Source organism: Microbacterium sp. LMI12-1-1.1 (assembly GCF_040676455.1).
GTDB lineage: Bacteria > Actinomycetota > Actinomycetes > Actinomycetales > Microbacteriaceae > Microbacterium.
The window spans coordinates 1199946-1226012 of the sequence record NZ_JBEGIA010000001.1; the positions used below are offsets into that span (position 1 = coordinate 1199946).

At 68.6% G+C, this 26067-nt stretch carries 26 protein-coding genes and 1 pseudogene; 13 read left to right on the forward strand and 14 right to left on the reverse strand.

The window, feature by feature from the left end:
• From MRBLMI12_RS05790 to MRBLMI12_RS05800, 3 genes are all read right to left on the reverse strand, one after another.
• Complete coding sequence (locus tag MRBLMI12_RS05790) at positions 1-699, reverse strand: iron-containing redox enzyme family protein (protein WP_363354684.1); 699 nt, start codon at positions 697-699, stop codon at positions 1-3.
• The gene (locus MRBLMI12_RS05795; RefSeq protein WP_363354686.1) at positions 696-1838 is read right to left on the reverse strand and encodes a 3-oxoacyl-[acyl-carrier-protein] synthase III C-terminal domain-containing protein; all 1143 of its coding nucleotides are present in this window, start codon (positions 1836-1838) and stop codon (positions 696-698) included. The genes MRBLMI12_RS05790 and MRBLMI12_RS05795 overlap by 4 nt, the downstream gene beginning before the upstream one ends.
• Before the next feature lie 139 nt (positions 1839-1977).
• A complete protein-coding gene (locus MRBLMI12_RS05800; RefSeq protein ID WP_363354688.1) occupies positions 1978-2892 on the reverse strand; it encodes an alpha/beta hydrolase in 915 nt (304 codons plus the stop codon).
• A 101-nt stretch (positions 2893-2993) separates the two neighbouring features.
• Here MRBLMI12_RS05800 and MRBLMI12_RS05805 point away from each other — a divergent pair, with 101 nt between their 5' ends.
• Positions 2994-3578, forward strand: coding sequence for a TetR/AcrR family transcriptional regulator (locus MRBLMI12_RS05805; protein ID WP_363354690.1), 585 nt, complete (start codon positions 2994-2996; stop codon positions 3576-3578).
• Positions 3579-3606: 28 nt separating this feature from the next.
• Here the strand turns inward: MRBLMI12_RS05805 and MRBLMI12_RS05810 are convergent, their stop codons facing one another.
• Positions 3607-4986, reverse strand: coding sequence for an MFS transporter (locus tag MRBLMI12_RS05810; protein ID WP_363354692.1), 1380 nt, complete (start codon positions 4984-4986; stop codon positions 3607-3609).
• A 245-nt stretch (positions 4987-5231) separates the two neighbouring features.
• Complete coding sequence (locus MRBLMI12_RS05815; RefSeq protein WP_363354694.1) at positions 5232-5804, reverse strand: TetR/AcrR family transcriptional regulator; 573 nt, start codon at positions 5802-5804, stop codon at positions 5232-5234.
• A gap of 197 nt (positions 5805-6001) precedes the next feature.
• Between MRBLMI12_RS05815 and MRBLMI12_RS05820 the strand changes: the two genes are divergently transcribed.
• Positions 6002-6592: a hypothetical protein gene (locus tag MRBLMI12_RS05820; protein ID WP_363354696.1), complete on the forward strand. Its 591-nt coding sequence runs from the start codon at positions 6002-6004 to the stop codon at positions 6590-6592.
• Positions 6589-7170: a GNAT family N-acetyltransferase gene (locus MRBLMI12_RS05825; RefSeq protein ID WP_363354698.1), complete on the forward strand. Its 582-nt coding sequence runs from the start codon at positions 6589-6591 to the stop codon at positions 7168-7170. The genes MRBLMI12_RS05820 and MRBLMI12_RS05825 overlap by 4 nt, the downstream gene beginning before the upstream one ends.
• Positions 7171-7215: 45 nt before the next feature.
• Here MRBLMI12_RS05825 and MRBLMI12_RS05830 read toward each other — a convergent pair whose 3' ends face one another.
• The 3 genes from MRBLMI12_RS05830 to MRBLMI12_RS05840 form a co-directional block, all read right to left on the reverse strand.
• Complete coding sequence (locus tag MRBLMI12_RS05830) at positions 7216-7704, reverse strand: CinA family protein (RefSeq protein ID WP_363354700.1); 489 nt, start codon at positions 7702-7704, stop codon at positions 7216-7218.
• Positions 7705-7821: 117 nt separating this feature from the next.
• The gene (locus MRBLMI12_RS05835; RefSeq protein WP_363354702.1) at positions 7822-8496 is read right to left on the reverse strand and encodes an SDR family NAD(P)-dependent oxidoreductase; all 675 of its coding nucleotides are present in this window, start codon (positions 8494-8496) and stop codon (positions 7822-7824) included.
• A gap of 105 nt (positions 8497-8601) precedes the next feature.
• Positions 8602-10320 carry an IlvD/Edd family dehydratase gene (locus tag MRBLMI12_RS05840; protein ID WP_363354704.1) on the reverse strand — a complete coding sequence of 573 codons (1719 nt, stop codon included), beginning with the start codon at positions 10318-10320 and terminating at the stop codon, positions 8602-8604.
• Between the two features lie 142 nt (positions 10321-10462).
• On the opposite strand from MRBLMI12_RS05840, the gene MRBLMI12_RS05845 reads away from it, so the two are divergent.
• From MRBLMI12_RS05845 to MRBLMI12_RS05880, 8 genes are all read left to right on the forward strand, one after another.
• Entirely contained in the window at positions 10463-11335 is an 873-nt protein-coding gene (locus MRBLMI12_RS05845; protein WP_363354706.1) for a fumarylacetoacetate hydrolase family protein, read from the forward strand.
• Complete coding sequence (locus tag MRBLMI12_RS05850) at positions 11335-12363, forward strand: zinc-dependent alcohol dehydrogenase (protein WP_363354708.1); 1029 nt, start codon at positions 11335-11337, stop codon at positions 12361-12363. Before MRBLMI12_RS05845 ends, MRBLMI12_RS05850 begins: the two co-directional genes overlap by 1 nt.
• Positions 12364-12381: 18 nt before the next feature.
• On the forward strand, positions 12382-13185 hold the full coding sequence (locus tag MRBLMI12_RS05855) for an IclR family transcriptional regulator (protein WP_363354710.1): 804 nt from the start codon (positions 12382-12384) through the stop codon (positions 13183-13185).
• 32 nt (positions 13186-13217) lie between these two features.
• On the forward strand, positions 13218-13352 hold the full coding sequence (locus MRBLMI12_RS05860; protein ID WP_363354712.1) for a hypothetical protein: 135 nt from the start codon (positions 13218-13220) through the stop codon (positions 13350-13352).
• Between the two features lie 163 nt (positions 13353-13515).
• The gene (locus MRBLMI12_RS05865; RefSeq protein ID WP_363354714.1) at positions 13516-14466 is read left to right on the forward strand and encodes an alpha/beta hydrolase; all 951 of its coding nucleotides are present in this window, start codon (positions 13516-13518) and stop codon (positions 14464-14466) included.
• Positions 14467-14506: 40 nt separating this feature from the next.
• On the forward strand, positions 14507-15112 hold the full coding sequence (locus MRBLMI12_RS05870) for a hypothetical protein (RefSeq protein WP_363354716.1): 606 nt from the start codon (positions 14507-14509) through the stop codon (positions 15110-15112).
• A 251-nt stretch (positions 15113-15363) separates the two neighbouring features.
• The gene (locus MRBLMI12_RS05875) at positions 15364-16881 is read left to right on the forward strand and encodes an HD domain-containing phosphohydrolase (RefSeq protein WP_363354718.1); all 1518 of its coding nucleotides are present in this window, start codon (positions 15364-15366) and stop codon (positions 16879-16881) included.
• A 61-nt stretch (positions 16882-16942) separates the two neighbouring features.
• A complete protein-coding gene (locus MRBLMI12_RS05880; protein ID WP_363354720.1) occupies positions 16943-17770 on the forward strand; it encodes an alpha/beta fold hydrolase in 828 nt (275 codons plus the stop codon).
• A 141-nt stretch (positions 17771-17911) separates the two neighbouring features.
• On the opposite strand, the gene MRBLMI12_RS05885 is transcribed toward MRBLMI12_RS05880, so the two are convergent.
• A complete protein-coding gene (locus MRBLMI12_RS05885; RefSeq protein WP_363354722.1) occupies positions 17912-18058 on the reverse strand; it encodes a hypothetical protein in 147 nt (48 codons plus the stop codon).
• A gap of 88 nt (positions 18059-18146) precedes the next feature.
• Entirely contained in the window at positions 18147-19172 is a 1026-nt protein-coding gene (locus tag MRBLMI12_RS05890) for a hypothetical protein (protein WP_363354724.1), read from the reverse strand.
• A 311-nt stretch (positions 19173-19483) separates the two neighbouring features.
• On the opposite strand from MRBLMI12_RS05890, the gene MRBLMI12_RS05895 reads away from it, so the two are divergent.
• Positions 19484-20323, forward strand: coding sequence for an alpha/beta hydrolase (locus MRBLMI12_RS05895; protein ID WP_363354726.1), 840 nt, complete (start codon positions 19484-19486; stop codon positions 20321-20323).
• A gap of 736 nt (positions 20324-21059) precedes the next feature.
• Here MRBLMI12_RS05895 and MRBLMI12_RS05900 read toward each other — a convergent pair.
• The gene (locus tag MRBLMI12_RS05900) at positions 21060-21434 is read right to left on the reverse strand and encodes a cyclophilin-like fold protein (protein ID WP_363354728.1); all 375 of its coding nucleotides are present in this window, start codon (positions 21432-21434) and stop codon (positions 21060-21062) included.
• A gap of 173 nt (positions 21435-21607) precedes the next feature.
• Positions 21608-22273, reverse strand: a complete 666-nt coding sequence (locus MRBLMI12_RS05905) for an SDR family NAD(P)-dependent oxidoreductase (RefSeq protein ID WP_363354730.1) — start codon at positions 22271-22273, stop codon at positions 21608-21610.
• A 271-nt stretch (positions 22274-22544) separates the two neighbouring features.
• Between MRBLMI12_RS05905 and MRBLMI12_RS05910 the strand changes: the two are divergent.
• Positions 22545-22736 (forward strand): annotated as a pseudogene (locus tag MRBLMI12_RS05910) (site-specific integrase); the annotation flags it as partial.
• 125 nt (positions 22737-22861) lie between these two features.
• Here the strand turns inward: MRBLMI12_RS05910 and MRBLMI12_RS05915 are convergent.
• A complete protein-coding gene (locus MRBLMI12_RS05915; RefSeq protein ID WP_363354732.1) occupies positions 22862-24619 on the reverse strand; it encodes a glycoside hydrolase family 3 protein in 1758 nt (585 codons plus the stop codon).
• Between the two features lie 57 nt (positions 24620-24676).
• Positions 24677-26065, reverse strand: coding sequence for an MFS transporter (locus tag MRBLMI12_RS05920; protein WP_363354734.1), 1389 nt, complete (start codon positions 26063-26065; stop codon positions 24677-24679).
• Positions 26066-26067: the final 2 nt, after the last annotated feature.

Sequence of the window (26067 nt, forward strand, 5' to 3'; positions counted from 1 at the left end):
TCAGCGATCCAGTTCCTCGAGCTGCAGCGCGTAGAGCCGGGCGACCACCTGCGCGCAGCGCACGATCTCGTCCGCCGCCCGCGCATCGATCGCACCCGAGGTGAGGATGGCCTCGAGGTTGCCGGTGTGCTCGGTGTCGGCATCCTGGTGATAGCGCATGAAGTGCACCTGGTTGTCGGCGAGCCCCAGCACCTCCTGGAAGCGCGCGGCCCAGCCCGCCGCACGCCTGGCGCCGAGCCCTTCGATGATGAACATCGCACCGAGGAGCCCTACCGGATTCGGCCGGCCGGCGTAGTGGAACATGTAGGCCGAGAGCGCCTCCGAGCCGATGTTCTTGCGGCCCGCGCGCAGCTCGTCGAGCGAGCCGCCGATCGCGACGTAGTCGCGCTCGAGCATGAGATGGTCGCGGTGCTCCTCCTCGGCGTGGCGGATCGCCGCCGAACGCAGCTCGAAATGGTCGCCATCGAAGCTGGATGCCGCGCGCGAGATCCACGGCGACCCGTCGACGACCTGCTGGCGGAGGTTGAACAGCAGCCGGCGGTAGTCGTCGAGGGTCACGGTGCCTTCGGCCAGCCGCGCGAGGATGGGGACGCGCTCGAGACGCTCCTCGAGCTCGACCCAGACGTCGGCGAGTCGTTCGAACAGCGTGTCGGCGGCCGAGGGCGCGGCCTCGGCCGAGGCGGTCGTCGTGGTGCTCATGGCGTTGCTCCTTGCTGATGCGGTGGCGCGACCACCGTGAGGTGGGCGAAGGCGAAAGAGAATCGTCCCGACTCGGGCACGGCCAGGAGCACCGTCTCGCCCGGCGCGAACCGGCCGGTCCGCCACGCCTCCTCGAGGGCGATGAAGATGCTGGCGGACCCGGTGTTCCCGCGGGTCTCGAGATTCGAGAACCAGCGGTCGGTGTCGAGCGTCGGGATGCGGCGACGCAGCGCCTCGAACGCGACGTCGCGGAACATGTTCGTGCTGTAGTGGCACACGACGTGATCGAGATGCCGCACGTCGACGAGTCCGATGTCGACCAGCTCCTCGAACTGGCGGATGCCGGCATCCGCCAGGTCGTCGAGCATGCCAACGTCCTGGCGCAGGAGGAACATCCCCGCGGCCTCGGCATCGGCGATGTCGACGTCCTGCCAGGTGCCGCCGAGGACAGGCTCGGGCCCCGTCATGCCGGCGCGCATGCAGACATCGTGCTCATGGGCGAGCGAGACGTGCCGCACCCAGTCGACGCGCAGGGACGGCTTGTCGGGATGCGGCTGGAACTCGACGACGACGGCGCCGGCGCCATCCGACAGCATCCATCGCAGGAAATGGGAGTCCATGCCGGCGCGGACGCCGTCGTACCGGCGCTGCCGGAGGCTCCGACTGGGCAGCTCCGAGCCGACGACGGCGGCGCGCGGGTGATCGCCGAGCCGGATCTTGCTGACGGCGGCATCGAGCGCCGCCAGACTGGACGCGCACACGCCCGACGCCGACAGCAGCTGCATCGGCCCGCCGCCGAGACGCCCGTGCACCATCGACGCGAAGCCCGGAACGAGGACGTCGCCCATCGTGGTCGCGCACGCCAGCATCCGGATGTCCGCCGCATCGATGCCGCGATCGTCGAGCGCCGCGCGCAGCGCCTTGACCGCGAGCTCCTCGTTGAGCTCGGTCGGCTCGCCGTGCTCGTCGAGCGCGTAGTGCCGCTGACGGATGCCGTTCGATTCCAGGATGCGGCGCCGGATGCGCTCGGTGACGGGGTCGTCGCCGCCGAGCCGGGCCGCGATGCCGTCGTTGTCCACGGGCGCGCCGGGAAGGTACCGGCCGAAACCGGTGAGGTAGGCATTCGCCGTCGCGCCCATGTGACGACACTAGGCCCGGCGCCACGCTCAGCCCGCCGTGACGTGGCGGGTGCACCAGACCGCCGAGGCGCTCCGGCTCGCGGCCGCAGGCGGCTCACGCGGGAAGACGGTCGTGAGCATGCCGTAGCGGCCGGATCGCTCAGCCGGCGAGCTGCACCCCGAGCCAGGTTCTCGCCTTCGCCACGATGTCGCGGGCGAGAGCACTGTCGGCCGCCCAGGCCTCGAAGCCGTGGGGCGCGCCCGAGACGATCTCGAGGGTGGTGTCCACCCCCGCCGACTCCAGCCGCCGGGCGTAGGCGAGGTCTTCGTCGTGGAAGAGCTCGATGTCGGAGGTGTACATCCAGGTGGGAGGAAGACCCCCCAGGTCCTCTCGCCGCGCAGCGGCCGCGTACGGCGGAAGAGCGGCAGCCCCGGTCGCGTCGCCCAGGTAAGACGACCACCCGACCAGGTTCGAGCGGTTGCTCCAGACGAAGTGATCGACGCCGTCCAGTGCGCGGTCGACAGCGGTGCGGTCGTCGAGCATCGGGCAGAACAGCCACTGTGCGGCGATGGTGCCGCCCTCGTCGTGCACGCGCTGGACGAGGCTCGCGGCCAGTCCGCCGCCGGCGCTCTGGCCGCCGATCGCGATCCGGTCGGCATCCAGTCCCAGCTCGTCCAGATGGCGGTGCACCCAGAGCCACGACGCGTGGCAGTCGTCGATCGCGGCGGGAAAGGGATGCTTCGGGGCCAGGCGATAGTCGACCGAGATGACGGTCACCCCCGTCTGGCGCGCGGTCTCGCCGCAGAGCACGTCGTCCATCGCCGCAGCCCCCAGGACCAGACCGCCGCCGTGGATCCACAGCAGTCCGGCACCCGTGGGGTTGTCGGGAACGTAGACACGCAGCTTCAGACCGCCGTCCCGGACGATTCGCCGCTCGACGCCGTCGACGCGCTTGCCGGGCATGATCGCCGACGCGACACCGACGAGCTTGAGCATGAAGGGGTTCTCGAGGTTCAGCTTCGGCGCCTTGAGCGTGGCGGCGCGCAGTTCGGGGTCGACGATCGCGATGTCCACGCGGTCTCCTTGAGAGCGGTACGGCCTGCGGATACGGAAATACGATACGAACCGTATCGTATTTCACCCCACCATCCCCACCCGGTGGCTAGGGTCGAACCATGGCTGAGAAGCGCGGACCCAAGCGCAGCGAGACAGCGCGCTCGGCGATCCTCCGCGCCACCGTCGATGAATTGTCGGCGAAAGGCTACGAGTCGCTCTCGATCGAAGGGATCGCCGCTCTCGCAGGCGTCGGCAAGCGCACCATCTACCGCTGGTGGCCTTCCAAGGGCGCGATCCTCGCCGAGTGCCTGGTGGAGGGGATGATCCCGTCACCCTCCTACCCGCCGGCGGAATCCGGCGATGTGCGCGCAGACGTGTCGCAGTGGCTCGCCGAGGCGATGACGATCATCGACGCCCCCGAGAACCGGGCGATGTTCACCGGACTGGTCGGCGCCTCCTGCGACAACCCCGACGTCGCGCGGGCACTCACCGAGCGCGTGGGCTCGGCATCCGCTCTCGCTCATCGCCTCACCGTCGGCCGGGATGCCGGGCAGCTCCCCGCGGACCAGCCCGTCGAGCCGCTGGTCTCGGCGCTGATCGGCACGCTCATCGTGCGGATCCTCAGCCCGGCGGTGGGGCCTGCGGGTTCAGCCTCGGACGTCGTCCGCGCGCTGCTCCCCCGGCCGGCGGTCGAGGCGTCCTGACCCCGACGGCATGCGCCCGCGGCATCCGTCAGCCCGCCCGCCGTGTCCCCAGCAACGATGCCAGGCCTGCCAGGAGCGCGACGGCCGCAGCGAACCAGTAGCCCGACGCGAAGGCGGCAAAACCGGGAGCCAGCAGGGCCGCCGCCGCCACGCTGGACACTGCGGACACCCCCGCGGCGGCGCCGAACTCGTGGAAGGTGCTCAGCGCGCCCGACGCGACGCCGGCTTCGGCCGGCGCGACCGCGGAGAACATGCTGCCCGCGGCCGCGACGAACACCGCGCCGACGCCGAAGCCCGCCACGCTCGTGCCGACGATCAGCACCGTCATGGAGAAGATCCCCGCGGCGGCCGCGAGTCCTGCAGCGGTGATGAGCAGCCCCGTCACCGAGACCGTCCGCACGCCCCACCGCGGGATGATGCGGCCGCCGAGCGTGGCGCCGAGGATGGTGCCGGCGGCGACAGGCAGGAACGACAGCCCGGTCTCCAGGGCGGTGAACCCGTGGAGGTGCTGCAGTGAGAACGAGCCGAGGAAGAACACCGAGATCATCAGGGCGGCCGCGACGAAGATCAGCCCCAGCCCCCTCAGTACGGGTCCTCGCCTGAGCATCGCCGGCTCGATGAGCGGGGCGGCGGCGGTGCGGATCCGCCACACGAAGAGCCCGTATCCCACGAGCGCGGCACAGATCGCGATCAGCGTGGCAGCGCTCAACCAGCCCTCATCGCCGGCGGCGGCGAGTCCGTACACCGCGGCGCCCGTCGCGGCCGTCACCAGCGCCGCGCCGACCACGTCGAGGCGGCCGCCGGATCCGGGCAGCGGTCGGACCGATCTCACCAGACCGATCAGCAGCACGATGCCGACGGGCACGTTGATGAAGAACACCCACGGCCACCCCGGCCCGGCGGTCAGCAGGCCACCGAGCAGCACGCCGATGGCGGCACCCGCGCCGCCGAGCGCCGACCACACGCCGAGGGCACGGGTCAGCTCCGCACCGGCGAACGTGCGCACGATCACCGACAGCGCTGCGGGCGACATGGCAGCCGCGCCCACTCCCTGGAGCGCGCGGGCGAGCAGCAGCACCTCGCCGCTGCCCGCTAGTCCCGCGAGCAGCGAGGCGACGACGAACGCTGACAGGCCTGCCAGCACCACGCGCCGCGGCCCCAGGATGTCGGCGGCCTTGCCTCCGAGCAGCATCAAGCCGCCGAAGACCAGGGCGTAGACGCTCGCGACCCACGCGACCGTCGTCCGGTCCAGCCCGAGGTCGGCTTGCATCTCGGGAAGCGCGATCGCGACGACCGTGACATCGACGATCAGCATCAGCTGCGCCACGCCCAGCAGGGCGAGGATGCGCCAGCGGGACGGATCGGCGGTGGGGAGGGCCTTCGCTGCCGTGGGATCTGAAGTGTGCACGACGACGACCTTTCGCAAGTTGAACAGGTATGTACGAGTAAGATAACTCGTACACGCATGTTCGACAAGAGGTGTTGTCGCGACGTCGACGCGGGCGGCGCTGGGCACGGCGGACCCGCCGAGCACCGAACAGCGCGGCGACGGCGGCATCCTCATCTGAGGCCGAAGCCGAAGCCGAAGCCGAAGCCGAAGCCGAGGCCGAGCCGACGAGGCCGAGCCGATGAGCTCGAGCCGATGAGCCGGTATCAGGCGGCGAGCGCGGCGAGGATCGTGTCGCGCACCAGGGCGGGCGCCTCGTCGGCGGTGATCTCACCACGATGGACCGCAGCCGAGGCCCCGTGCAGGATCGCCTGGATGACGCTGATCTGCCAGTCGATGGGAACGTCGCGGCGGAACTCGCCGGCGTCGCGTCCTCGCTCGAGCAGCGCCCGGACGCGGGCCGCCGGCTCGTCGTGGGCGCGACGGATCTGCTCGGGGGGCAGCGCTTGAGAAGCCGCGACGACGACAGCACCGAACCTATGGGTGAGGTGCCAGGTGGCCTCCAGCAGACGCGCGAGAGCCTCGCGGGGGTCGCCGTCGAGGTCGAGATCGGCCAGCGCGTCATCGGTCTGGGCGATCGCGCGGTCGACGACCTCGCGGATGAGCGTCGCGCGAGAGTCGAAGTGACCGTAGAGCGTCACCCGTCCGACGTTCGCGGCCTTGGCGATGTCATTGATGCTCGCGTCGGGGTCGACCGCGAGGAGTCGGGTGGCGGCGGCGACGATCGCCTCGATGTTGCGCACGGCATCCGCGCGCTTCGTACGATCCTGGGAGGACACACCCGCAGGTTCAGTGACCTTCGTTCCCGCTGCAGCCACGGAGCCCTCCTAAACCCGACAGTCATGTGCACTTTAGCCTGCTGCCGCGTCTTCGGAGGCTCGGACGCCGCTGCTGCGGACAGATCACTTCCGTTAACTCGGATAGAGGCGTACAGTTTAATAACTCGTACATGCGTGTTCAAGAAAAGAGGTGGGAGATGGATGCCGTCCTCACGCAGGACTCGCCCGACAGCGCACTGCCACGCCGGCGTGCAGGTGCCTGGTGGCAGATCGCATGGCCCATCGCGCTCGCCGTACTGGTCGCCGCCGCCACTGCATACGGGCTGACTGATGGCCGCGACGTCGCTCCGGTGGTCGCGGCATCCGGTCTCGTCTATCTCGCTGCCGCCGCCACGCAGCGGCGGTGGGCGGCGTGGGTCGCCTTCGGCATCGCGTTCGCTCTCATCTCGCTGGACAAGTTCGCAGATCTGGATGCCATGCCGTGGCTGCTGCTGCTGGCCGGAGTGCTGGTCGTTGCAGGACCCGCCTCGCGCCCCGCCCATCCCTGGTGGGCGCTGCCGCTGCAGACGGCGGCGATGCTCGTGCTCGGCGCGACCGCCGTGCTGGCCCTGCAGCTCGATCCGACCGTCGGCGGCCTGCTGGTCTCGGCCGCACTGCTCGGCCACGCCGCGTGGGACGTTCACCACCATCGCACCGGACGCGTCGTCGACCAAGCGCTCGCCCGCTTCTGCGCCGTGCTCGACGTCCTCGTCGCGATCCTCGTCGGCGTCGTCACCCTCACCGCATGACGACCGCAGCGGCGGCGCGCCGACACGCGCTGCGGATCGCCACCGACACAGGAGTGCTGCTGCGCCGGCCGCACGAAGCGGACGCCGCGGGCGTGTTCGCCGCCCACGGCGACCCCTCCGTCTACCGCTACGACCCGCAGGAGACGCACCCCGACGTCGAGTACTCCGCGCGCTTCCTGGAGCCGATGCTCGAGCACTGGGCGGAACACGGGTTCGGTTACTGGGCGGTGCTCATCCCGGCCTCGGACTGGCCGGAGGGCGTGCCCGGAGCCGACGTCGCCGACGGCGCGCGGGTGTTCGCCGGTCTCGGCGGCATCCGGAATCACACCATGGCGGGCCGGCCGGTGCTCAACGTCTACTACCGCTTCGCCCCGGCCGCGCAGGGGCGAGGACTGGCGCGCATCGTCGTGAATCAGGCGCTCGTGCTCGCGCCCCTCGTCGCACCCGGCACCGATGTCGTGGTGCGCACCCGTCCGGCGAACGCGGTCGCGCGCCACGTCGCCGAACGCGCCGGTTTCCTCGACGAGGGTCTGGAGCCCGGCACCACCGACATGCAGCTGCTGCGCTACCGCTTCTGACGACCTCGTCACGGGGACGGGCAGCGGACCGCATGGCGTCGGCCGTCAGGATGCACGGCGCTCGGCGGCATCCATGGCTCGGAGGAGGTCGGTGAGCGCGGCAGCGACCGTGGCGTCGAGGACCTCCTCCGGCGTGCCGTCGAAGGTGTACAGCCGGCTGCCGGTCTGCCCATGGACCCACCACCCGATGTAGACCGTTCCCGGATCCCGGCCCTCCTCGCTGTCGGGTCCGCCCACACCGGTCGTCGCGACGGCGGCATCCGCGTCCAGCTGCGCTGCCACACCGGCGGCCATCTCCTCCGCGCAGAGAGCGCTCACCACCGGCCCCGGCGACACCGCCAGCACCTTCTGCTTCACCGCGGTCGCATAGGCGACCACCCCGCCGCGCAGCCACTCCGATGCGTCGCCCGCCGCGCCCAGCGCACTCACGACCAGACCGCCGGTCAGGGACTCAGCCACCGCGACCGTGAGATCACGGTCGCGTGCACACCGCGCCACCTGTTCCGCCAGCTTCGCCCTCTCGTCCGCAGTCACGCGCAACAACCTAGCGGGGCCGCGCTCCCGGACTGGCCGGGTTGACAGGGGCCGCCTTGGCGCAGCAAGCGCCTGAGATGGCAGCGGCCCGGTCGAATCATTCCACGTCGACGGTTATCAGTAGGTCGCGCGGCCGCCGCTGATGTCGTAGACGGCTCCCGTCGAGAAGCTGCACTCGTCGGAGGTGAGCCACGCGACGAGCGCCGCGACCTCTGCGGGCTTACCGACCCGGCCCATGGGGATGAGCGACGTGATGTGCGCGAGGACGTCCGGGGCGGTCGTGGCGTTCATGGGAGTCTCGATGACGGCGGGAGCGATCGCGTTGGCGATCACGCCGGTCTTCGCGAGCTCCTTGCCGAGTGACTTGGTGAGGCCGATGACGGCCGCCTTGGAGGCGGAGTAGGCGCTGAGGTTGGGGTTCCCGTCCTTGCCGGCCATGCTCGCCATGCTGACGATGCGACCCCAGCCTTTGTCGACCATCCCGGGGATCACGGCGCGCGTGACGTTGAAGAGTCCGTTGACGTTGACGTCGAACGTCCGCTGCCACTCCCCCGGCTCGATCTGCCAGAGCGGCTTGTTCGGACCGACGATCCCCGCACTGTTGATGAGGATGTCGACGGCGCCGATCTCGGCCACGGCCGCGTCGACGGCGGCGGCGTCGGTGATGTCGACACGATGGTCGGCGGCGTCGGTGATGTCGAAGCTGATGACCTCCACACCGTCGGAGCGCAGTCGGGTCGCGCAGGCGGCTCCGAGTCCGCTCGCACCGCCGGTGATGATGGCGCGTCTCATGTCAGGTTCCTTGTCTCGTGGGTCGAGTTCGTCCTGTACGTGCTCACCTGAGCGACGCTCCGTCCGAGTGCAGACTGATCGCTCAGTCCCGCGCGGGACGCCGTCTCAGTGGGATTCACGACTGACCATCTGTCCGCTGGATCCGACGAGGAAGTCGAGATCGGCGCCAGTGTCGGCCTGCATGACGTGGTCGACATAGAGCTTCGCCCACCCGCGGACGGGGGCTGCGTAGGCGGCCTCGCTCGCCGGAGACTGAGTGCGGGACTGCAGCTCCTCTTCGGACACGTCGAAGCTGAGGATCCGGTTCTCGACATCGAGCGTCACGACGTCGCCGGTGCGGATGAACGCCAGCGGACCACCGGCAGCCGCTTCGGGTGCGGCGTGGAGCACGACGGTGCCGTAGGCCGTGCCGCTCATGCGGGCGTCGCTGATGCGCACCATGTCGCGGACGCCCTGCTCGAGCAGCTTCCGCGGCAGCGGCATGTTGCCGACCTCGGGCATGCCGGGATATCCACGCGGACCGCAGCCACGCAGGACGAGAACGGAGTCGGCGGTGACGTCCAGCTCAGGATCGTCGATCCTCGCCCGCATGTCCTCCACGCTGTCGAACACGATCGCCGGGCCGACATGCTGAAGCAGCTCGGGCGTCGCGGCCGACGGCTTGATGATCGCCCCCCGCGGGGCCAGATTCCCGCGCAGCACGGCGATGCCGGCATCCTCCATCAGTGGCGCATCGCGCGGGAGGATGACGGTGTCGTCGTAGACCGGGCGGTCGCCCAGGTAGTCCACGAGCGGCTTGCCGGTGACGGTGATCGGCTCGGGGCGGAGGAGGTCCTTCACCTGTGCGAGCAGGGCGAGCAGCCCGCCCGCCCGGAAGAGGTCGTCCATCAGGAACTCTCCGCTGGGCTGCAGATTCGCCATCACCGGCACCCCCGCGCCGGCGGCGTCGAAGTCCTCGAGAGTGAGATCGAGTCCCAGCCGGCCGGCGATCGCGAGCAGGTGCACGACGGAGTTCGTGGAGCCACCCACGGCCGCGACCGCGATGATCGCGTTGAGGAAGGCATCCTTCGTCATGATGTCGCTGGGCTTGAGGTCCGCCTCGACCAGATCCACGATGAGTCGGCCCGTGGCGTGGGAGAGCGACAGCAGGCGGGCGTCTGCGGCCGGTGTGCCGGCGAACCCGGGGATCGTCATGCCGAGCGCTTCGGCGACGACGGCCATCGTCGACGCCGTGCCCATCGTGTTGCAATGACCCTTGCCACGGATCATCGACTGTTCGGACTGGAGGAACTGGGCTTTCGAGATCGCGCCCGCACGGGCCTCTTCACTCAAGCGCCAGACGTCGGTGCCGCAGCCGAGCGCCTCGCCGCGGAAGTGCCCGGTGAGCATCGGCCCACCGGGGACGACGATCGCAGGGATGTCGACGGAAGCGGCCGCCATCAGCAGCGCCGGAATGGTCTTGTCGCATCCCCCGAGGAGGACAAGACCGTCGATCGGATTGGCGCGGAACATCTCCTCCATCGCCATGGCGGCCATGTTGCGCCAGAGCATGGCGGTGGGCTTGACCTGCGTCTCGCCGAGCGAGACCACCGGAAGATTCAGCGGGACGCCGCCGGCCGCCCAGACTCCCTGTTTGACGCTCTCCGCGACCTCATCGAGGTGCATGTTGCACGGCGTCAGGTCCGACGCGGTGTTGGCGATCGCGATCTGCGGCCTCGTGCCGTCGAGCGCGTCTTCGGGAAGTCCGCGCCGCATCCAGGCTCGATGGATGTAGGCGTTCCGGTCGCTTCCCTCGTACCAGTCGGCGCTCCGAAGATGATTCACCCTCAGCCTCATTTTCCATCAGATTGAATGACCCGCTAGCATTCTGAATTATGGCACAGGGCCGTCCGGGTCGAGAAGCCGACGCCGCGCTGGCACGGCAGCACGACCGTCCCTACCGGCACACAGAGAAGGAAGCCCACGCATGAGACTCGTCCGACTCGGACCTGCCGGCTCCGAAACCCCCGGAGCGCTCGTCGACGACGACACCTTCGTCGACCTCTCCGATGTCGTCGACGACTTCAACGAGAAGTTCTTCGGCTCGGGGGCCCTCGCCACCCTCGCGGACATCGTCGCGGACAGGGTCTCCGCAGGTCGCGCCGAACCTGTAGGCGACCGGCGTTTCGGTGCGCCGTTCGCGCGCCCGCACCAGATCCTCTGCATCGGCCTGAACTACAGCGACCATGCGGCGGAGACAGGGCAGGCGGTGCCGACCGAGCCGATCCTGTTCACGAAGGCCCCCAACACGCTCATCGGCCCGAACGACGACGTGCTCATCCCCCGCGGCTCGCAGAAGACGGACTGGGAGGTCGAGCTCGGCATCGTGATCGGCCGGCACTCGTCATACCTCGCGGATGAAGCCGAAGCCGCAGCATCCATCGCCGGCTACGTTCTGGTCAACGACGTGAGCGAACGCGCGTGGCAGCTCGAACGAGGCGGACAGTGGTCGAAGGGCAAGTCGGCGCCCACGTTCAACCCCGCCGGACCCTATCTCGTCACTCCCGACGAGATCGGCGACGTACTCGACCTGGAGATGTGGCTCGACGTCGACGACACGCGCCGCCAGCGCGGGTCGACATCCACGATGATCTTCAGCCCGGCCTTCATCGTCCACTACCTCAGCCAGTTCCTCGCCCTGGAACCCGGCGACCTGATCAACACGGGCACGCCGCCGGGGGTGGGGATGGGTCTCTCGCCGCAGGTCTTCCTGCACGGCGGTGAAACGGTGAGGCTCGGAATCACCCGTCTCGGCACGCAGACGCAGCGCGTCATCGCCCACCCGGCGGCAGTCTCCTGATGCGAGCCCTGGTCGTCACCGCGCCGCGTCGGGCATCCGTTCAAGAGGAACCCGACCCGATCCCCGCGCCCGGCGAACTACTCGTCGACGTGGAACGCGTGGGGATCTGCGGCACCGACGTGGAGCTGTACACCGGCGAGATGGCGTACATCGACCAGGGCCACACCACCTTCCCGCTCCGCCTCGGGCACGAATGGACCGGCCGCGTGACGGCGGTCGGCGACCCCGCCGACGAGAGATGGATCGGGAAGCGTGTCACGGGCGACACGATGCTCGGCTGCGGGGACTGCGAGTACTGCCGGCGCGGCCGGCACCACGTCTGCCCGAACCGCTTCGAAGTCGGCATCCGAGACGGGTGGCCCGGCGCTCTTGCCGAGAAGGCTCTCGTGCCCACGCACTTCGCATACGAGATCCCCGAGCACGTGAGCGTCACCGCGGCAGCACTGGTCGAGCCTGGCGGCAATTCATTGCGAGCCGTACGCGCCGCCGACATCACACCCGGCGACCGCGTCCTCGTGCTCGGATCCGGCACGATCGGCCTGCTCGCAGCGCAGTTCGCGCTCGCCGCCGGCGCCGACGTGCACGTGGGCGGCGTCCGACAGGGTTCGCTGGACCTCGCCCGCACGCTCGGGGTGCCGCACACGTGGCAACTCGACGACCTGGCCGCGTCGGCACCGGACCGGTTCGACTCCGTCATCGAGGCGACGAGCAACAGGGCGATGCCGGCCCTGTCCGTCAGGCTTGCGAAGCCGGCCGGGCGCGTCGTCTACATCGGCCTGTCCTCGACGCCGAGCCTGATCGACACCCGCGACATCGCGCTCAAAGACATCACGGCCATCGGCATCCTGTCGGCCTCGCCCGGTCTCGCCGGCGCGATCGAGCACTTCGCCGACGGGTCGGTCACCCCGGATGCGATCGTGAGCGAGGTCGTCGCTCTCGAAGACGTGGCCGCACGCCTGGAGGGCTACCGCGGCAGTGATGCGGGCCCGGGGCCGAAGGTGCACGTCGATCCGCGCCTGCAGCGCTGATCCAGAATGGATTCGATCATGAGCGAACCGACTGCCTCCAGCGAAAGCGGCGCCCCCGAGGAGAGGCTGGTCGGCGCAGATCGTGTGATCGCCGTGCTCACGGAACTCGCCGAGCATCCGCGCGGAGTCACCCTGGATGAACTCGCCGGCGCGCTGCGCAGCTCCAAACCCACCGTGCACCGCGCACTGGCAACGCTTCGCCGCGCCGGCCTGGCGGAGATGACCGGACGCGGGGTCTACATCCTTGGTGACGAGTATCTGCGGCTGGCGTTCCGCAACCTCGACGGGCGCCCGGAGACCGCGCGGATCCAGCCGCTGCTCGAGCAGCTCGCCGCGCAATTCGGTGAGACGGCGCACTACGCGGTCCTCTCGGGCAAGGACATCGTGTACCGCGCGAAGATGGATCCGCCACAGGGAGCCGTTCGTCTGACGTCGGTGATCGGCGGCCGGAACCCCGCCTACCGGACCGGCGTCGGCAAGGCCCTGCTGAGCGACCGCCTCCTCGATCTCGCGCAGGTCACGGAATGGTTCGGCCCGTTCCCCCTCGAGCAGAAGACGCCGAACAGTCTGACCACTCCCGAGGCCCTCTACCGAGAGCTCGAGGCGACGCGGCAGCGCGGGTTCGGAATAGACGACCAGGAGAACGAGATCGGCATCAACTGCGTCGCCATCCCCATCTACCTCGACGGCGCGACGACGGCGTCGGGAGCGGTGAGCGTCAGCGCCGTGAGCTTCCGATGCCCGCTCGAGCGCCTCGTCGATGCAGTCCCCGAGATCCGCGCCGCGATCTCCCGGCAGCTCGGCGCGAGTGCCCTCGGGTAACCCACGTCACATCACCTCGGCGAGCAGTCGATGTGGGCAACACGATCGGCCTGCTCACCGATCCGACTGCGCGCCTGATGATCGGCGGGCTGCCCATCAAGCGCCTCACCGTGGATGCCGGCAATGTGCTCTCACGCGAGCTCCTGGGCGAGGTGCGAGAGCACTAGCGATCCGTTCCGCTCGCAGAGGGACGAGGCTAGGGGCCCCTTATCGCGCTTCGATCGACCATGCCAGGTCACATTCGCGGACGCCACCCGGTCTTGTCTTGCATGGGCTGCCGACCGGTGACGGTCGGGACCGGCTCACACCTCAAGACCGAAAGGATCTGTCATGACTGACCATGTTCTGGAGCCGGAAGCCCGCGCATTCGCCGACGCCACCTCCAAGCCCCCGTTCCTCGCCGACCTCGGCGTCGACGGTGCCCGGAAGCTGCTGGACGAGGTCCAGGCGGCCCCCATCGCGAAACCGGACGTCACCGACGAATGGATCACCGTCCCGGCCGAGGTCGGCGACGTGCGAGTGCGCATCGTGAAGCCGGCAGGCACCACCACGGACCTCCCGGTGGTCCTCTACGTGCACGGCGGCGGCTGGGTGCTGGGCAATGCCGGCACTCACGACCGCCTCGTGCGCGATCTTGCGACGGGCGCCGACGCGGCGATCGTGTTCGTCGAGTACGACCGGTCTCCTGAAGCGCATCACCCGGTCGCCGTCGAACAGGCTTACGCGACGGCACGCTGGATCATGAACGAAGGCGCCACCAAGGGCCTCGACGCCTCGCGTCTTGCCATCGCCGGTGACTCCGTCGGCGGGAACATGGCCGCGGTCGTCGCGATCCTCGCAAAGAAGCGCGGTGATGTCGCATTCACCCACCAGTCGCTGTACTACCCGGTCACCGACGCCGGCCAGAACACAAACAGCTACCGCGAGTTCGCCGAAGGATTTCACCTTCGCGCGGATGCGATGGCCTGGTTCTGGGACAGCTACCTGCCGGACATCGACGCCCGCAAGGACGTCACCGCATCCCCACTGCAGGCTCCGATAGACGAGCTGAAGGGTCTCCCCGAGACGCTCCTCATCGTCGACGAGAACGACGTGCTCCGCGACGAGGGGGAAGCGTACGGGCGAAAGCTCATCGAGGCCGGTGTGCGCACCACCCTCGCCCGCTACGACGGCACGATTCACGACTTCATGATGCTCAACCCGCTTCGCAGCTCCGCTGCCAGCACCGCCGCGATCGAACAGGCAATCCATGTCCTCCGCAAGGCGTTCGCCGCGGCATGATCCACCCGCTTCGAACAGCCGCGATCGTGAGGAGCGAGTGATGGCGGATGCCGACGCGAACGCCGCCGCGCTCAACAGCGCTGTGGGCACAGAGCTGTTCGTGCTGCAATCGGTCGCGAGCTCGACGATCAGCGAAGCCGGCACGCGCAGCACGATCTACCTGTCGACACTGTCCGGCGGGCTCGTGGCGATCGGGTTCGCCGGGGGTTCGCCGGCATTGCTGGCCAGCCTCGCCTTCACCGTCTTGCCGACGATCTTCATGCTCGGTTGGTTCACCGTTGTGCGGCTGGTCGACACCAGCGTCGAGAACATCACGGTGCGCCAGCGTATGGAGCGGATCCGTGAGCACTTCGTCAGCCTGCACCCCTCGGGACCGGACCTGATCCCGCTGGACAGCCCGCGCACCGGCGAGCTGGGTGTGCGCTACTCCCGTTCCTCGTTCCTCTTCACGATGGCGAGCATGATCGGAGCCGTGAACTCTGTCCTCGGTGGAGCGCTCGTCGCCCTCCTTCTGATCTTCGGAGGGGGACTGGACCCTGTTCTCGCGCAGCTCTCAGGGGTCACGGCCGGGTTGCTCCTTCTCACCGCGACGCTGACGTACGAACGTCGCCGCATTCGGGCCGCCTCCCCCGGCCCGGGCCGGTGAGGTGCAAGCTCGGATCCAGATCGAGGTGAGGCGAAGGATCATGGTGTCGATGACGAATCGGTAGGGAACGTCGGCGGCGAGAACGCGCATCCCGCGATGACGAGCGCGGCGATGGGAGGGCCCACGGCTGGTTGGCGCGGCGGGTGGGGGCCGCTTGCGGGACGGGGCTGCCTGACTCGATCACACCATCGCCGCGCCGAGCACCACCTGATCCCCTCGATCACCCGGCCGGTGGCTGGGAGACTTCTCCCATGGCCGAACGACTGGCCGATGTGCTCGCCGGGCTGTCGCGGTTCGCTGATCTCGGCTTCGGACTGCAAGCGGGAGCTTCCCTGCGCTCCAGCATCCTGGCGGTGCGCCTGGCGCGTTCGGTGGGCGGCTCGGACGACGATGCCCGTGCAGCCTTCTGGACTGCACTCCTCCAGCATGTCGGCTGCGTCGGTTTCGCGCATGAGACTGCGCGCCTGTTCGGCGATGAGGTGCGGGCGAACCTCGCCATCGGTCGGACGGACGCCACCTCGCTTCGCAGCGTTCTCGGAACCTTCATCCCAGCGCTGACGGCGGGAACCCCGCCAGCGAAACGAGCGCGACTAACCCTGACCGGGTTGACCCGCAGCACCGCATGGGGTGACGCGTTCGGCACCGCGGCGTGCGAAGTGGGTCACGATGCCGCTCGCCGGCTCGGGCTACCCGACGAGGTGCAGAGGTGCATGCTGCATGCCTACGATCTTTGGGCGGACCATGCCAGCGGCGAGCCGGCGACCGCGATCCCCTTCGGGGCTCGGGCGTCGCGGGTCTGCGGGGTCGCCGTCCTCTTCGAACCCTACGGTCCGGGGTTCGCGATCGCGGCGGTGCGGGAGCGCGCGGCGTCGATGCTCGATCCGGCGCTTGCCGGCGCGTTCGTCACGCACGGTTCGGAGTGGCTGGCGGAGCTCACCGCTCGCGATGCACGCGGTGCCGCCCTAGCTGAGGAACCCACCCCGGTCGCCTGGCTACCGGGTCTCCGCGAGGCGGCGGAGGTGTTCGGAGATCTGGCCGACCTGAAGAGTCCCTTCTTCGCGGGCCACTCACGGCGGGTGGCGTCCCTCGCGGAGGTCGCCGCGCACTCCCTCCGACTCCCCGGTGACGCGGTAAGCGATCTCGCTGTGGCGGGATACCTCCACGACGTCGGCCGTGTCGCGATCTCCAATCGGGTCTGGGACAAACGCGGCAAGCTCACCTCGGACGAATGGGAGCAGGTGCGTCTGCATCCGTATCACACCGAGCGAATCCTGGCGGGGTCGGCGGCGCTCGCGCACCTCGCCCCGCTCGCCGGCCGCCACCATGAGCGACTGGACGGCAGCGGCTACTTCCGCGGCGACCAGGCGGCGGAGCTACCGCCTTCGGCCCGCATCCTCGCGGCAGCGGAATGTTTTGCGACGGCATCCGAGCCCCGTCCGCACCGTCGCGCGCAGACACCCGACGAGGCCGAGGGGCGACTGCTCGCCGAGTCACGCGGCGGCCGCCTCGACGCGGACGCCGTTCATGCCGTCCTCGTCGCGGCGGGGAAGCCCGGGCCCACTCGCCGACCCGGCTCGCTCTCACCTCGCGAAATCGACGTGCTGCGACTGATCGCGAATGGCTTCAGCAACGCCGGGATCGCGGGGCGGCTCTCGATCTCCCCGCGGACTGCGGAACACCACGTGCAGCATGTGTACGCGAAGATCGGCGTCTCGAGCCGTGCCGGGGCGACCCTGTACGCAGTCGACCATCACCTGCTGAATAGGTAGTCCTGCCGATGCGAGTCCTCAGCGGAATCGCCAGCCTGGAATCACCGCAAGGGAGGACTTCATGAACACCGGCAATGTTGAGACCGCACCGACGCTTGTCACGTCAGCCGATGGCACGCGCATCGCTGTTTTCGCCTCGGGCGAAGCGCGACCGCTCGTCCTGGCCCCCGGCACGTCCGCCGACCACACGACCTGGCGGCTCGTCGCCCGCCTACTAGCACCGCACTTCGCGGTGCATGCCGTGGACCGCCGAGGCCGGGGCGCGAGCGGCGACGGGCCAGAGTACGCGCTGGAGCGCGAGCACGAGGACATCGCCGCCGTCGTCGACGCCGTCGCCTCGCAGGAGGGAGGTCCCGTGGACCTCGTCGGGCACTCCTACGGCGGCAATGTCGCATTCGGCGCCACCCTGCTGACAAGCAACGTCAGGCGTCTGGTGATGTACGAGGGCTGGCCCATGCCCGACATCGCGGACCGAACCACGCCGCCCGAGATCCTGGCGCAGCTCGATAACCTGCTCGCGAGCGGACAGCCCGAGCAGATGATGGAGGCATTCTTCCGCCGCATCGTCCACTACACCGACGACGAGATCGCCACCGTGAAGGCGGCGCCCAGCTGGCCGGGGCGCGTCGCCTCCGCACACACCGTGCCCCGCGAGATCCGAGCGTTCGGCGAGCAGGCCTTCGACCCCGCGCAGGCCGCTCGCATCGACATCCCGGTTCTGCTGCTCGTGGGCAGTGAGTCGCCCGAGGCCATCCAGGGCAAGCCCCGCCAAGTCGCCGCTGGACTGCCGGACGCGCGCATCGTCGAACTCGAGGGCCAGGGCCATATGGCGAACATCACTGCGCCCGACTTGACCGCTCGCGTGTTGTTGGAGTTCCTCAACGACTGACCCCGACCGACGCGTGGCCGGCACTGTGTCGACCAGGTTCCGACGCAGCCGTGCTGTCGAGTGGTCGGCGGGCTGTTCTCAGCGGTCGAGCGCCGTCATCGTCCGCAACACGACCTGATCTTTGAAGCGCGAGTCAGGTCGTCACGCGACTTGGACAGAGTCCGCGGTGCGCGCCGACGGCTCCTTTTGGAACGACAGGACCAGGTGACGGCCGAGAGCGGTAGCGAGGCGCGCGAGAGTGTCGATCCGGTTCTTCGCGCCGCCGCCCTCTTCGAGTCGGGAGATCACCGACTGCATGGTAATTCATCCGTGCGGCGAGCTCGCGCTGGCTCTCGTGCTTGCCCGCATGGGAGCGCAAACCAACACGCCACCCGCTTTACCTGTAATGGAGAAATCCGGAGATGCGCCACATCGCCCACGCGGCCGTAGCCCGCTCACGACCCGGCGGCGTCCGCAATTGGTAGCCCAACTTGATCTCGAGCCACGCCTCTCGGTCCTGCATCGTCGAGTGATGCACGTGCGTGGCCTGCGCGGCGGCCCGCAGCGTCGCGCCGGCGGCCAGTTGCTGGATCACCTGGGGCACCCACGGACGCTCGGCACGCAGAAGCTCAAGTGTGCGCACCTCGGAAGAGTCGCGGGCCATCTCAGGCGTGATCGCACCGGCGATATCGGCTAGTGCGCCGAGCTCCTCGAACACGACCCAGGACGGACCGCCGTGCACGGGGTGCACTGACAGTGCCTCGGCAACGCGAGCATTCACCAGCGCGGTCGGCACATCACCTTTGTGGACTGACGCGGAGCCTATCCGCGTATCCGGGCGGCGTCCGCGCACCGAATGGCCCGCAGGCGTGAGCACCACCCAGGCGCCGTCCACCTGCGCCGTCGGACCGTCTGCAGTCACCCGAGCGGACGCCGAGTGGACGATCGTCGGTTCCCCCACCCCCAGCTTCTCGAGAGCGTCGGAGCGTTCCGGCTCCGACGCTTGCGGGTCGCAGACGACCTGCATCAGCTCGTCCAGCGACGCCGCGCGGCCACCGGCGCCGAGCGAGACGCGCAGCGCTTGGGCGCATCGTTCCAGGATCAGTTGGTCCAACGGGCCTGGCGCACCGGAGCGTTCCAACCAGATCGAGATGGCGCGCGAGCGGTCCACCACCTCACGCGGCCACGATGAGTCGGGTAGCCCTGACGGCGACGTGGTCGCACCGGGAGGGTCAACCCGTACGGTCCGCGCGGTCCCGCCGTGATGCATCCCCACTGGCGCGTGCGCCAACCCTGCGGCTGCACGCAGGAGCGTGCTCGAGGAAGCACCCCGGTCGGCGAGGTCATCAAAGTGGGCGATCACACGGAGAGCGGTGGCCGCGTCGTCGTCGGTGACGGCGATACGCCCGATCAACTCACGCATCGAAGCACCTCCGTTGGGTTCACCGGCGAACTCCACTGATGACAAGATACCGAACCAGCCCCGCCATATGGCGGGTGGCAGTGAAAGATGCCCGCCGCCCTGCGGCTCCCGCCCACCGACGGTGACGGCAACAATTGCTCGACACCCTTTCGACGAAGCAAGGAGCAGAAGTGACCCTGCCGACGATCATCCGCCAATCCTTCGACCCGGAGTTGACTCCCGCACTCGACGCGGTCCGCGGACTAATGCCCGGGTTCTCGCCCGAGACACTGTCTCAGATGCGTCTCCTCTCCGCACAAGGGATCCCCGGTATGGAGAAGCCGGACTTCACTGCCGGGGGCAAAGTCCGCGTGGAGCAGATACAGGTTCCGGGCGCTGAAGGCGCCCCGGACATCACGCTGTACGTGCTCACGCCGACCACCGGAGACGGGCCATGGCCGCTTCTGTACAACACGCACGGCGGGGGCATGATCATCGGCACCGGCGAGACCGAGATCCCGTTCTACCTCGACTACGTCGCAGAAGGTCTCGCCGTGTTCGTCGGAGTCGAATACCGCCTGGCGCCCGAACACCCAGACCCCGCACCCATCGAGGACTGCTACGCCGGGCTGGTGTGGTCCGCTCAGAACGCCGATCGGCTGAACATCGACCCCGAACGAATCATCGTCTGCGGGACGAGCGCGGGAGGCGGCCTCGCCGCAGGAACCACGCTGCTGGCCCGCGACCGCGGGTTCCCGGCGGTGGCACGCCAGATCCTGGTGTGCCCCATGCTCGATGACCGTTTCGAGACGCCCAGCAGCCAGATGCTGGACGGCGAGGGCGCCTGGGACCGGAACGACAACATGTTTGGTTGGACGTCACTGCTCGGCGATCGCCGTGGTGGTCCGGAGGTGTCCATCTACGCCGCGCCGGCACGTGCCGAAGACCTCTCCGGACTTCCGCACGCCTACGTCGACGTCGGCGGCGCCGAAACCTTCCGCGACGAAGCCATCATCTACGCGCAGCGGATGATGCAGGCCGGGGTCAGCGTCGACCTGCACGTCTGGGCGGGCGGCTTCCACGGATTCGATCTGATGGTCCCGCAAGCAGCGATCTCCCAAGCGTCGATGTACGTCCGCGACGAGTTCATCCGGCGAGCACTCGCGGCCTGATCCCAGGGCGGCGCGGTGCAGGGACGCCCGCGTCGCCCTCCGTCGACGCCAGCATGAACTACCGCGCCGTCACCGCAGAACAGCAAGGGGACTCGGCCATCCGGGCCCTGAGACAGTAGTCGGGCATTGGACGCCGAGGGATCAAAACCTCCGCACGCGAACCCACCCTGTCGGCCGGGATCTCCACCTGACCTGGGATTACACGGCGAACCGGACGGCGAGTAGCCAGCGCACGCCGCCGAGCTTGCGAACAGAAGGTTTCGCAGAGTGTTCGCGGATCGAGCCATCGACAGCAAGAATGGCGCTCTGGCCAAGGATTTCTGGTGGAGACGGAGGGATCTGAACTCCGTCGATCGGCATCCGTCCCGATCCGACTCGATCTGGGTCGTTCGGAGTTCCGCGGATTCTCGGGGAACCGATCTGGCGCACTCCCCCGTTCTCGGGACTCGCTCCCGCTCGATCCGAGTCGTTCGTGGGCACCAGGTGGGCACGAACGATTCGAGTATCCGCGAGGCCAAATGGCCCCTCACCGTCGCCGAAGTGCGCGCCCGCTCCATTCTCGCAACATCGGCTGCGTGACGTCGATCCCTGCTGACTCTCCGGCCTTGCGAACTCAGCGTCCCCGGCCATCCCGCCCCCTCGCACTCAGCTCTCACCTGGCGTTCGAGCGACGATTCTCCCGCAGCGACCGCGGGTTGATGTCGCTGGGGACGCGCATCCGAGTTCTGTTCGTTGGTCAGTCGACGACGGCGACCGTGACATCACCGCTTTCGAGGCCCTGGAGCTCGTCCAGGGTGGCGTCGAAGACGCCGAGGTGGACGATGTCAGCAGAGGGCGCGCCGCGTTCGCCCGCGTAGAAGAAGGCGATGTCGCCCCAGGGGACGTAGATGGCGAGGTCTCCTGCACCGGCGCTCGAGGGCGGCGAGCCGGCCGTCTGGATGTCACGCGGAGGGTAGGCGATCTTCTCAACGCCGTTGAAGTCCTCGAACTCGAGGGTCATCGGCAGCATCGCGAGCAGGTCGCGCACTGCGGGGTTGTCTAGGTCCAGCGTGACGTCAATCGCCCCTTCGGGCGCGGTGAAGCGGATTGTCGTGCCGATGACGGTGTCCACGGATGGCTCCTCGGTGGGACTGGCGGGAAGGGCGGGGGGCGCGCTCGGTGACACGGATGCCAAGGGAGACGCGCTCATCGCGGGCTGTTCCCCGGACGTGCTGCTACACGCGGGGAGAAGCAGCGCAAGAGCGACTGCTGCCCCCGGACCGAGAACTCGCCCCGGTACGCGTGTCACGCCGGCCCTTCTCCGACGAAGGTGCGGAAGGCACCGCGGTCGCGGTGCAAGGACCAGATCCGTTCGGCGAGGGCGCCAGGCTCGTGGTCGAGGTCGCCGCCGCCGATGCCTCGGGGGATGATCAGCTGCGCGACGTGGATGCTGTCGGGTGCGAGAGCGTCGTGCAGCATCTGCCCGTAGGCGGACTCTCCGGCGAACGCAACGGAGGTGCCGGCCACTGCGCCGTTCGGACGGACGGCGCTGCCGCCGTTGATGAGCAGGATCGTGCCGCGTCCGAGCTCCCGCATGCCCGGCAGGACCTGCTGGACCGCGGTGACCGGGCCGTACACCGACTGTTCGACGGGGCCGACGAGGTCCTCCGCCGCCGTCTCGAGCACGGGCTTCATGAACTCGCGCGCGGGGATGGGGCTGTACTGGAGCACCTCGATCGGGCCCAGATCGGATGCCGCCGCGTCGAGGGCCTCGCGCAGCGCGTCGGTGTCGCGGACGTTCGCCGCGTACCCGCGGGCGGTCACGCCCGCATCGGCCAGTTCCGCGGCGAGCTGATCGACGTTCTCCTTGGTGCGCGAGAGGAGCGCGACGGCGAAGCCCTCGCGGCCGAAGCGGCGAGCGGTGGCCTGGCCGAGTCCTGGGCCTGCTCCGATGATGGCGATGGTGGTCATGGTGGTCCTTTCCATGCGGGAATTCCCCGCCGTCGTACGAGGAGACTCAAGGTTGCAGACGACCGCTTCCGCGCGACCGGGACAGCCGTGCCGACTGGCGCCCAGTGTCGGTCCAGCTCGCGCAGCGGCGGCGTGCACCTCTTCAACGGTAGGGAGGCCAACGAGCGTGAGGGAGTCCCTCTGAGTACACCCATCCGTCGGGCTTCACTCCCTCAGGGATCGTGCTGATGTCGCCGCGGGGCTTCGCTTCCGAGGAGACCATCCGCGTCAGCGACACACCGCGGCTTCGCTGACGGTGCAGTCGGGAGCGAACGTGAAGGCGCTCCAACGGATGCTCGGTTACGCGTCGGCGGCGATGACGCTGGACGTGTACACCGACCTGTTCGACGACGACCTCGATGCCGTCTCGGCCGCTCTGGATAGCGCGCGATCTACGCCGCGGCTCCCTCACAGCGCAGGTTAATCTCTACGGCGATCCCGCATTGCTAGAAGGTCCGGCGCGCTGACGGACCGGCATCCGTGCGGGGTCTTGGGCGATTGATGCCGGACGGCCCCGACCGAAGTCGGGGCCATCTGCGCGGCCTTCGGTCAGGCGCGTCTTGCGGCCGTGGCCTGGAGCGCTTCTCGGGTGATTCCGGCCCCGGCGCGGAATAGTGGCGCTTTGGTGTCGAACGGGACGTCTTCGCGCGAGTTCTCGACCGCTTCCATTGATGAGGGGATATCGAAGGGCAGCACGCCGGTTAGTGGCGCACGTCCTGTCAGCGCGTCAATTACGACAGTGTCGCTCGCCCCGAAGTCTCCGATGACGGTTGCTCCGAGCTCGAGAAGGGGGCCGAGGATCGCGGGCCGTTCAAGGAACACCGAAAGGTAGAGCGGCGCCTGGGCGGCGTACTCGCGCAGGCGGGCGATCGTGTCATCCGAGAACTCGAGGGTGCCGCCATGGAAGTATTCCGCGACAACGGATCCCCGTCCGACCTCAAAAGGCGCTTCCAGACGAACGACAACCGCTTCGGCGCGCTCGATGCTGTCCGTAGTCGTGAGCCCGGAGACGTGGTCGATTCCGTCGACGTAGACGCATGCGTCCGTACTTAGCAAGCCTGCTTCCTCGGACAGCAGCACGAGCGACGCCCGCTGCGCCGCGACGCCCTTTTCGCAGTAGACGGGCGCGCCGCACTCGGTGCGGGCTTTCTCGACATCCGCCTTTCGGTTCTCGAAGATGCCGAGCATGAATTTCTCGTGCAGCAGCCGTCGCACGGACTGGTCGATGCGGTCCTCCGTGACCACGCCCGTGTTGACGAGTTCTTCGATCAAGGCGGGGTTTCGGTCCCCTCCGAACTGGTCGACGCCGGCATCGATGGCGATCCGCGCTCGCTCGAGCGGGGTGAGGTGCTCGAGTCCCCACCCGTTGGGACCGAATGTGAGGTCGCCCATCTGCTCGCTTTCGAGCAGGTTCCAGTCGGTGACCACGATTCCCTCGAAACCGAGGCGGTGGCGCAGGATGCCTTGAACCACGGGGGTGTTGAAGGCGAACCCGACTTCGTCCCACTCAGTGCCGACGGGCTTGCCGTAGTACGTCATCACCTGGGTGGCGCCGACCGCGAACGCCTTCTCGAACGGCTCAATGTGAAGCTCTTGCATCCCGCCGGGATACACCTGCTCCGGGTACCGGAAGTCGTGCGCGTCGTCGCCGCGCAACTGCGGCCCGCCTCCTGGGAAATGCTTCACGACCGCAGCCACGGAGTCTGCTCCCATCGATTTCCCGCCGCGCAGTCCCTCGATGAACGCGACGGTGAGCTCGGCGACCCGGGCAGGGTTCTCCCCGAACGTGCCGAACCCGCGCGACCAGCGGGGCTCACTGAAGATGTCGGCCATCGGCCCGAGGTAGACCCGGATTCCCATCGCGAGGAACTCGCGTCGAATGATGTCGGCGTACTCGCGGGCGGCGTTGGTGCCGGGGATTGCAGCGATGCCGGTGGTCTCTGGCCAGCGGGAGAGGCTTTCGAGGGATTGTCCGGTGAAGGGATTGCTGCGGAAGCCGTGGCGGGGATCGGAGGAGAGCGTGACGGGGATCCCGAGTCGGGTGCTCGCGGCGAGGTCTTGGAGCGTGTTGTGCCAGTTGGCGACGCCCTCGCTGTCGCCGCCTCCGAGCACGTTGAAGTGGCTGATTCCTCGGGTCACGACGTTGAGCTCGGCGTCGCCGAGCGCATCGGCGTCAGTGAGCGAGTCACCGCCGGGTTCGGTGGTGGGGTGGAACATGAGGCCGGCTTTTTCGGCGACGGTCATGCGGGCGAGGAGGTCTTCGACGCGGCGGCCGATGGGCTGGGTGGGGTCGAGATAGTCGTTCATGAGAGTCCTTTGCGGGCAGGGTGCAGCGGCGCAAGCCGCAGATCACGAAGAGTGGGCTCAGCGAGTGGCGCGGATGGCAACGAGCGGAACGATTCCGAGCAGAGTCAGCGCGCCGCCGAACAGGACGAGGGCGACGTAGTTCGTCGTTCCGCCGCCGATGGCCAGTAGGAGCGGGGCGACGAACGGGATGACGGAGAACGGGAGTGTGATTGCGATGTTGATGACGCCGAGGTTCCGGGCGGCGGCGAGCTTGTCGCGCATCGTCGCGATGCCGAGCGCGACATAGGTGCCCATCATGACGCCAGCGGCGACTCCGGAGACCAGGGTGATTCCCACGAGGAACTGGACCACCGTCGTTGCAGTGGCAATCGTGACCATGCCGGCGACGCCGACGAGCGCGGCGAAGACCATGACTGGTTTGCGGCGTCCGAGCCGGTCGCCCACCAGACCGCCCAACGGACCGACGATGAATGCCACGATTCCGGGGATCACGTAGGCGAGGGTGATCGCGCCAGCGATCTCGTCTTCCGGTGCCGCGATCATGTCCTGCAGAATGTAGACGGTATACGTCGAGGCGACACCCCACGACGCGAACATGAGGAACAGCGCCAGGAGCAGCCACGCGAAGTCAGGCTCCCGGCGGGGGTTGATGAAGAAGGATCCGAAGAACTCCTTGACGCCGAACGGGGGCAGCGGCTCTACCGCGGGCGAATCGTCGCGGAAGATCGCGATGAGCGCGGTGCCGAAGATCAGCCCGACCGCCACGGGTAGGCCGATCTGGGCGAGGATGCTTTCGGGGAACGCCTGGATGAAGAAGATTCCGATCACCAGGGATGCCGCAGACGCTGCTCCGGAGAGCGAGCCGATGAATCCCTGCTGCGAATCGGGGACCCGATCGGCGACGATGGCGAGGGTGGCGGCGATGGCGGCGTTGACGAACGCCTGCATCAGCACCCATCCCAGCAACAGCATCGCGAAGGTGTCGGAGAAGCCGATCACCGCTGCACCGACCATGGTGCCGATCAGGCCAATCGCGATCCAGGGGCGGCGGCGGCCGAAGCGGCTGCGGGTGCGGTCCGACAGGCGCCCGAAAAACGGGTTGGCGAGAACGGCGGTGAGGGTGCCGACGCCCGCGGCGATCGAGTAACTCGTGGTCTTGCCATCCGGGTCGATCTCCGAGATGCGCAACGCGAGCGTCACAGAGGCGGGCAGATTGATCGACATCCAGATGCCGAACATGGCGAGCGCGTAGATGGCTATGAAGCCCGCGCTGACCGGCGTCAGAGTGGTGCGGCCGACAGTGGCCGGGGTGGTGGTGGACATCGGGTTCCTCATCGTCGAGTGTAAATGCTGGAGTTGATAGACGCTACCGGTAACGTTTCCGGAAACGCTACCGATAAGGTAGGTCATATGACCCGCGCGGTCAAGAACGAACTCTGGAGGCAAAC

Bases quoted from the DNA above. Each gene is read 5' to 3' on its own strand.
- MRBLMI12_RS05790 (WP_363354684.1), bottom strand. From the start codon at position 699: ATGAGCACCACGACGACCGCCTCGGCCGAGGCCGCGCCCTCGGCCGCC.
- MRBLMI12_RS05795 (WP_363354686.1), bottom strand. From the start codon at position 1,838: ATGGGCGCGACGGCGAATGCCTACCTCACCGGTTTCGGCCGGTACCTT.
- MRBLMI12_RS05805 (WP_363354690.1), top strand. From the start codon at position 2,994: ATGGCTGAGAAGCGCGGACCCAAGCGCAGCGAGACAGCGCGCTCGGCG.
- MRBLMI12_RS05820 (WP_363354696.1), top strand. From the start codon at position 6,002: ATGGATGCCGTCCTCACGCAGGACTCGCCCGACAGCGCACTGCCACGC.
- MRBLMI12_RS05825 (WP_363354698.1), top strand. From the start codon at position 6,589: ATGACGACCGCAGCGGCGGCGCGCCGACACGCGCTGCGGATCGCCACC.
- MRBLMI12_RS05835 (WP_363354702.1), bottom strand. From the start codon at position 8,496: ATGAGACGCGCCATCATCACCGGCGGTGCGAGCGGACTCGGAGCCGCC.
- MRBLMI12_RS05845 (WP_363354706.1), top strand. From the start codon at position 10,463: ATGAGACTCGTCCGACTCGGACCTGCCGGCTCCGAAACCCCCGGAGCG.
- MRBLMI12_RS05850 (WP_363354708.1), top strand. From the start codon at position 11,335: ATGCGAGCCCTGGTCGTCACCGCGCCGCGTCGGGCATCCGTTCAAGAG.
- MRBLMI12_RS05855 (WP_363354710.1), top strand. From the start codon at position 12,382: ATGAGCGAACCGACTGCCTCCAGCGAAAGCGGCGCCCCCGAGGAGAGG.
- MRBLMI12_RS05865 (WP_363354714.1), top strand. From the start codon at position 13,516: ATGACTGACCATGTTCTGGAGCCGGAAGCCCGCGCATTCGCCGACGCC.
- MRBLMI12_RS05870 (WP_363354716.1), top strand. From the start codon at position 14,507: ATGGCGGATGCCGACGCGAACGCCGCCGCGCTCAACAGCGCTGTGGGC.
- MRBLMI12_RS05875 (WP_363354718.1), top strand. From the start codon at position 15,364: ATGGCCGAACGACTGGCCGATGTGCTCGCCGGGCTGTCGCGGTTCGCT.
- MRBLMI12_RS05880 (WP_363354720.1), top strand. From the start codon at position 16,943: ATGAACACCGGCAATGTTGAGACCGCACCGACGCTTGTCACGTCAGCC.
- MRBLMI12_RS05890 (WP_363354724.1), bottom strand. From the start codon at position 19,172: ATGCGTGAGTTGATCGGGCGTATCGCCGTCACCGACGACGACGCGGCC.
- MRBLMI12_RS05895 (WP_363354726.1), top strand. From the start codon at position 19,484: ATGGAGAAGCCGGACTTCACTGCCGGGGGCAAAGTCCGCGTGGAGCAG.
- MRBLMI12_RS05905 (WP_363354730.1), bottom strand. From the start codon at position 22,273: ATGACCACCATCGCCATCATCGGAGCAGGCCCAGGACTCGGCCAGGCC.
- MRBLMI12_RS05915 (WP_363354732.1), bottom strand. From the start codon at position 24,619: ATGAACGACTATCTCGACCCCACCCAGCCCATCGGCCGCCGCGTCGAA.